1 protein-coding gene is annotated in these 601 nt (G+C 45.1%); it reads left to right on the top strand.

Annotated elements, in window-relative coordinates; genetic code table 11:
* Positions 1-22 precede the first annotated feature (22 nt).
* On the top strand, positions 23-601 hold a 579-nt coding region (locus tag R7190_RS28855), incomplete at its 3' end, for a GspH/FimT family pseudopilin (protein WP_318138064.1).

Genomic DNA, 601 nt, shown 5'->3' with positions numbered 1-601 from the left:
CAAGCCAGCACTAATGAAACAAATGCGAAAACATAACGGTTTTAGATTGATAGAAATCCTATTGGTGCTGGTTTTGCTATCTCTTACCGCGGTGGCGGTGATCACTACGTTGCCTACCAGTCAAAAAGACCTCTCTAAACAATACGCGCAAAGTTTCTTTCAGCGTTTGCAGTTGCTTAACGAAGAAGCCGTACTCAGCGGTAAAGATTTTGGTGTGCGTGTCGACGATACCAAAAAGACCTACACCCTGCTTAGCTTGACCGCTGAAGGCTGGAAGCCGCTAGAAATGAAGCAAATTCCAAGCAAAACCAAATTAGAAGATGACATTGCATTGCAATTGGATCTAGGTGGCGGTGCTTGGGATAAAGACGATCGTTTGTTTGAGCCGGGTTCACTGTTTGAAGACATGTTTGCCGACGAAACTGAAGAAAAGAAAGTGAAACCACCGCAAGTCTTCATTTTCTCGAGCGCAGAAGTCACGCCGTTTACCTTGTCTTTTTTCCCACAAAAAGGCGATGCGTTTAACGATGGTTGGCGAGTGATCGGAAAAGAGAGTGGGCAAATTTTGTTGGTAGCTCCAGGTGAAGAAGTGGAAGAGGAT

The sequence above is a fragment of the Vibrio sp. 1078-1 genome (genome assembly GCF_033340475.1).
This window is presented reverse-complemented; position numbering and strand designations above follow the sequence as displayed.